This is a genomic window from Streptomyces sp. NPDC056948 (assembly GCF_042674225.1).
Taxonomy (GTDB): domain Bacteria; phylum Actinomycetota; class Actinomycetes; order Streptomycetales; family Streptomycetaceae; genus Streptomyces; species Streptomyces purpurascens.
Window position 1 is genome coordinate 1 of record NZ_JBHUQX010000495.1, and the last position, 6,238, is coordinate 6,238.

Annotated in this window: 3 protein-coding genes; all 3 read right to left on the reverse strand. The window is 74.1% G+C overall.

Translation table 11 applies throughout. From position 1 onward, the window contains the following. Positions 1 to 350 (reverse strand): hypothetical protein (locus ACFTZL_RS39280; protein ID WP_382593600.1); only part of this gene is annotated, 350 nt, incomplete at its 3' end. Then, positions 347 to 3,073, reverse strand: a complete 2,727-nt coding sequence (locus ACFTZL_RS39285) for a type I polyketide synthase (protein ID WP_382593602.1) — start codon at positions 3,071 to 3,073, stop codon at positions 347 to 349. The genes ACFTZL_RS39280 and ACFTZL_RS39285, both read right to left, overlap by 4 nt. Then, the coding region (locus ACFTZL_RS39290; protein ID WP_382593605.1) for an amino acid adenylation domain-containing protein at positions 3,066 to 6,238 on the reverse strand (3,173 nt) is incomplete at its 5' end. The genes ACFTZL_RS39285 and ACFTZL_RS39290, both read right to left, overlap by 8 nt.

Genomic DNA, 6,238 nt, shown 5'->3' on the forward strand with positions numbered 1-6,238 from the left:
CCGTGGACGACCGTCGGCGGCCCGTCCTTCCCGCTGTCCGGCAGTTCGAGTCGGCAGGGCCGGTGGTCTCCCGCGCCCTCGCGGCAGCTGTCACAGTGCACGTCGAGGCGGACCGTGCCCCGTCGGCCCCACTCGTCGATCGTCTCGGCGAGCCGGGTCACCGCCTCGTGCCCGCCGTCCGCCAGGAGCACGCTCGTCCCCTCGGCGGAGGTGTCCGATCCGACCCGAACGGTGACGTGTCCGGTGTGGCAGACCCGCGCCGCCACGACGGCGGTCGCCAGGGCGGCCGAGGCCCGGTCGGGGGCCTCCACCGTGACGCGCTGTGCTTCGATCACTTCGTGCCGCGTCACGGTTGGCTCTTCTCCCCCTGCGTCCCGTTGGTCATCTCATCGATCAGGTCGGCCATGGCACGGGGCGTCAGGTCGACGCCGAGCAGGTTCCTCGCCGTGATCTCGAGGCCGCAGCTCCGCGAGAGCCGGACGGCCAGCCGGACCAGGGTGAAGGAGTCCCCGCCGAGCATGTACAGGTCGGCATCGGGCTCGATGTCCCTGATGCCGAGCGTCTCCTCCCAGGCGCCGAGCACCAGGGACAGCGTCCCGGCGTCGGCCTCGGTCTCGGTCTCGGTCGGCGCCAGGTTGTCGTTCCCGCTCTGCCGAACGGTCGGGTCGGGCGCCCCGGGGCGGGGTGCGTCGATCCAGTGCCGTCGCCGGTCGAACGGGTAGGTGGGCAGGGGCACCCGGCGGTAGCCGTCGGCTCCGTTGGCCCGTTCCAGGTCGACCCCGGCCCCCGCCGACCACAACCGGCCGAGCTGGGTGAGGAAGGACACCAGGCCTGTGGCGGGCAACATCGGCAGCACGTCGTACAGGCCGTCGTCCCGGATGTGCGGGCGCAGCAGGTCACTCAGCGACCGCCCGGGCCCGATCTCGACGACCAGTGCGCCCTTCACCATGGCGGTGAGCGTGCGTGCGGCGTCCGGGAAGCGCACGGGTTGCGGCGGCCCGGCGGCCCAGAAGCGGGAGTCGCGGCCGTTCTGCTGATCCACCGCCCGGCCGGTGCACGCGGAGACGACGGGCAGGGCCGGCGGCTTGAGGGCCACACGGTCGGCACCCTCCGGGAAGGGCTTCGCCAGCAGGTCGGCGCCCGCGACCGCCGAGAACTCACCGGCGAGGCAGGCCGCAGCGAACTCCCCGACGCCGTGGCCCAGTACGGCCGCGGGCGCGACACCCAGAAAGATCAGGAGGTCGGCCAAGGCCAACTGAGTGACGTACAGGCAGACTTGGGCCAGTTCGGCGGGGGGCACCGCGCTGTCGGTCCCGTCTGTCTCGTCCAGCAGGACGGCGCGGACCCTCGATCCGTCCTCCTCCCCCAGGTGGGCCAGGACCTCCTCCACCCGATCGCGCACCACCGCGTAGCGGGGGTACAGGCCCGCCAGCATGCCGCGCACGTCGGCCTCCCCGCCGCCGAAGGCCCACACGATCGGGGGTGCCTTCCTCGGTACCCGGCGGGGGGCGTCCTGGAGGGACTCGCGGGCCAGGCCGTCCGGGGTGAGTACCGCGCCGAGGCGTACGGGGAAGCGGCGCCGGCCGGAGGTGAAGGTGCGGGCGGCATCGCCGACCCGGCCGGGACGGGCCGTCACATGGGCCGCCAGGGCGTCCCGGTAGCGCAGCACCCCCTCCTCTCCCCTGGCCGAGAGCGGGATCAGCGCCGCCGCCAGGTCCTCCACGGGCGCGGGCCGGGAGGGCCGGTACTCCTCGACCACGACATGGCTGTTGGTTCCGCCCATGCCGTACGAGCTGACCCCGGCGCGCCTCGGCACGCCCTGCTCCGCGGCCCACGGCCGGGCGGCGGGATCCAGCACGAAGCCGTCCGGCAGGTCGTCCGCCGCGGCATCGTCGCCAGCGCCCACCAGGGGCGGCAGGACGCGGTGGCGCAGGGCCAGCACCGTCTTGATCAGGCCGATCACCCCGGCGGCCGCGCCCGGATTCCCGATGTTGGCCTTGACCGAGCCGAGCGGCAGCGGTTCGTCCGCTCCACCGCGGGTGAACACCTCGGCGAGTGCGGCTAGTTCGATGTCGTCGCCGACCTCGGTGCCGGTGCCGTGTCCCTCCAGGTATCCGACCGTCGCCGGGTCGACTCCGGCGTCCCGGTAGGCCGTACGCAACACGTCGACCTGGCCCGCGAAGCCGGGAGCTGTGTATCCGGCCTTGTCGCCGCCGTCGTTGTTCACCGCCGAGCCGCGGATCACGGCCAGGACGGTGTCGTTGTCGGCGATCGCGTCCCCGAGCCGCCGCAGGGCGACCAGGCCAAGACCGTTGCCCGGCACGGAGCCGTCCCGGCCGGTCTGGAACGGGCGGCAGCGGCCACTGCGGGAGAGCACGCTGCCCGCGGTGACCGAGTAGCCCTCGTCCTGCGGCAGTTCGACACTCACCCCACCGGCCAGCACCAGGTCGGCATCCCGGCTGCGCAGCGCCCGGACGCCCTGGTGCACGGCGACCAGAGAGGTCGAGCAGGCGGTCTGCACGGTCATCGCCGGGCCGGTCAGACCGAGCCGATAGGCGAGCTTGGCGGCGAGGTGGTCCCGGTCGTTCGCCAGGACGAGAGGCAGCAGCCCCTCCGCCTGCTCGATCGAGGGATCGGTGAGGATGTGGCGCAGCAGGTAGTAGTTCAGGCCCGCGCCGGCGAAGACGCCGACCCGGCTGCCGGTGCCGCGGCCGTCGCGCTCGCCGCCGGTGCCGTGCCCGGCCCGCTCCAGCAGCACCCACGCGGCCTCCAGCAGCAGCCGGTGCTGAGGGTCGGTCAGTTCGGCCTCCCGCGGAGGCATGCCGAAGGCTTCGGCGTCGAACTGTCCGACGTCCGCGAGGACTCCGCGCCGGGCGACCCGGTCGGACCGGCTGCCGACGGCCGTGTCGGCTGCCCCTTCCGCCACCGGCTCGGCGTCGGACAGGGCGGTCACCGCCTCCCGGCCCTCGGCCACCATGTGCCAGAAGGCGTCGAGATCGTCTCCCGCGCCCGGGGTACGGGCGTACACGCCGATGACGGCGATCGGTTCCTTCTCCGTCTCCGCTTCACGCACCGCGCATGCCCTCCCTGATGTGCGCCGCCAACTTGTTGACCGTCGGGGCCCGGTAGATGTCGACCGAGGTGATCCGGACTCCCGGGAATCGCTTGCGCAGCGCGTTGCGCATCTCGGTCAGTTGCAGCGAGTCGCCGCCCGCGTCGAAGAACGCCTCGTCGTAGTGGAAGTCGTCGCCGCCGAGCAGGTCCCGCCAGACATCGGCGACCTGCTCCACGAGGGCGTCCTCGGCCGACGCCGGGGAGGGCGGGCCGGGTACCGCCGGGGCCGCGGCCGGCACGGGTGCGGCCGAGGCCGTGGGGGTGGCCGGTGCCGTGGGGGTGGCCGGTGCCGTGGGGGTGGCCGGTGCGGGGCTCTCGGCCAAGAAGCGCTCGGTCGTCAGCGCCTGGGCCGCCAGCGCGTCGGTGTCCACCTTGCCGTTGCGGCTCAGGGGCAGGGACGGCACGAGGCACCACAGGCCGGGCAGCGCGTACGACGGGAAGGTGTGCGTCAGCGAGGGGACGAGCCGCCGCAGGGCGGACCGCTCCGGGCCGACGACCGAGGCGAGGACGGCCCGGTCGGTGTGGTCGTCGCCGACGGCGCTCACGTCCGCGTCGACGACACCCGGCCAGGATCTGATGTGGGACTCGATCGCGGCGAGTTCGACCCGATGGCCGCGGACCTTGATCTGCCGGTCGCGGCGGCCGCGGAACAGCAGCTCTCCGGTTTCGTTCCAGCAGACGATGTCCCCGGTGGCGTAGGCGCGTTCGCCGGCGAGCCAGGGCACGGTGACGAAGGCCGCGGCGGTCCGCTCGGTGTCCCCGGCATAGCCGTGGGCCAGGCCCAGGCCGGTGGCGAACAGTTCGCCGTCGGCCCCGGGCGGGGCCGGCCGGCCCGTCTCGTCGAGTACGAGAACTCCGGTGCCGGCGATGGGCCGACCGATCGGAACGGTGTCGCCGACCTCGTCCGCCGAGGTCACATGGTGGACGGTGGTGAACGTCGTGTTCTCCGTCGGGCCGTACCCGTTGGTGACCCACAGTCCGGGCGAGGCCTCCAGGACGGCCCGGACATGGTCCGGTGAGACCACGTCCCCGCCGGTCAGCAACTGGCGCAGCGAGCCGAGCGCGGCGGCGTCGTACTGGGCCACCAAACGGAAGATCCCCGCGGTCAGCCAGGCGTGGGTGACCTGTTCGTCCCGCAGGAAGGCGCGGATCACCTGGGGCGATGCGGGGCCCGGTGGGAGGATCGCGATCCGGTCCCCGTTGAGGAGCGGGTGGAAGAGCTCCAGGGTCGAGGCGTCGAAGGCCAGGGGGGCCATGCGGAGCATCGAGCGTCGGCGGCCGGGGTCCTCGTCGTCCGCCGGACGCAGCAGGCCGGTGTCCGCCGCCAGGCGGATCACCGCACGGTCGGGTATCTCGACTCCCTTGGGCGTGCCCGTGGTCCCGGAGGTGAACGAGATGTACGCCGGGCTGTCATCGGCGCGCGGGTGCGGTTCCGCGAGCGCCCCGGTGTCCTCGAGCTCAGCCGCGTCGGGGGACCACGGTGCCACCAGCGGCATCTGCCGCGGCCAGTCGGCGCGGCGGTCGGCAAAGGCCACGACCACCGTGGCCCCGGTGACGCGGAGCACCTCGTCGCGCCAGGTGCCGGCCATCTGCTGCGGCACGGGGACGTAGCAGGCGCCCGTCCGCAGGACCGCCAGTACGGCGACGACCTCCGCGGCCGAGCGGTCGACCTGGATGATCACCCGGTCTCCGGCTCGGACACCCGCGTCATGCAGGGCGGACGCGTAGCGCGCGGCGGCCTGTTCGAGCCGACGGTAGGTCAGCGTGTGGCCGTCGGCGGGGTCGGTGACGGCGACGGCATCGGGACTCCTCCGGGCCGTCGACACGAAGCGCTCCCACAGGCCTTCGAGCCCGTCCGTCGTGTCGGGGGTGCGGTGCGTCGGCGCGGCGATCCGGGCTCGTTCGACGGCCGACAGTCCGGCGAGCCCGCCGATCGGTGCGTCCGGGGTCCGCTCGAACTCGAGGAGCGTCGCGAGCAGCGCGCCGGCCAGCGCGGTGGCGGTCTGCGGTCCGACCCGGGAGTGCGAGTACTCCAGGGCGAGGGCCGGCTCATGTCCCCAGCGCCGGTGGTAGAGGATCGCGTCGAACACCGCGCCGCCGCAGTGCCCTTCGACCACCTCAGCAGGTGTTCCGGCGAGGTCGAGGGTGGCCGGGACGAGTTCGTCGTGCGCGGCGAACGCGAACGGGGTCAGCGCGTTGGAGCCGCGGACCGGGCGCGCGTCGAGGTGGCGCACGATGTCCTCGAACGGGGCCTCCGAGTCCCGTATCGCGGCGTCGTAGTCGGCGGCCGCCCGGCCGAGGTAGCCGTCCACCGTGAGCTCCGGCTCCAGCCTGAGCCGGACCGGTGCCACCCGGGTCAGCAGACCGACCGCGTCGAACTGGTCCGCGCGGAAACGCCCGCTCGTGGGCATTCCCAGGACGAGGTCGTCGACGCCTGCCCGGCGCCCCAGCACCAGGGCCCAGGCCGCCAGCAGGACGACCGGGCGGCGCACACCGGTCCGCCGCGCCACGGCCTCGACGGCGTCCCGCACCTCGGGCGGCAGCACGAAGGGCAGCCGGCTGCCGTCCGGGGCGAACAGCCCGTCCTCTCCCCCGGCCGCCCAGGGGAGCCGGAGGTCGGTCGGCGCTCCCGCCAGCCGCTCGGCGACCCTGCCGAGGTCTTCGGCGAGTCGGCCCGATTCGGCCCTGGCCTGGTACCGGGACAGCGAGGAGTCCGGTACGGGGGTGTTCGGGTCCTCGATCCGGCCCTTGCCGTAGCACTCCGCGAACTCGCGCAGGAGGATGCCGATGCTCCATCCGTCGACGATCGCGTGGTGGAACACCAGGGTGAGGACGTCACCGGCACCGGCGGAGCGGCCGATGAACGCGCACCAGGGCGGCTGTTCGAAGGGCCGCAGGAAGCTCCCGGCGGTCGGGCCGACCAGTGCCTCCATCCGCTCGGCGAGGCTGCCGCCGCTCGGCGGGAGCTCCACCTCGCGCAGCGGGACCCGCCACTGTGGCAGGACCCGCCGGGCGAACGCGTCGCCCTCGGCGACGAACCGTGTCCGCAGGGACTCGTGCCGTGCGGCCAGCGCCCGTAGCGCCGCGGCGACCCGGGCGGCGTCGAGGTCCCGGGCCACCACGG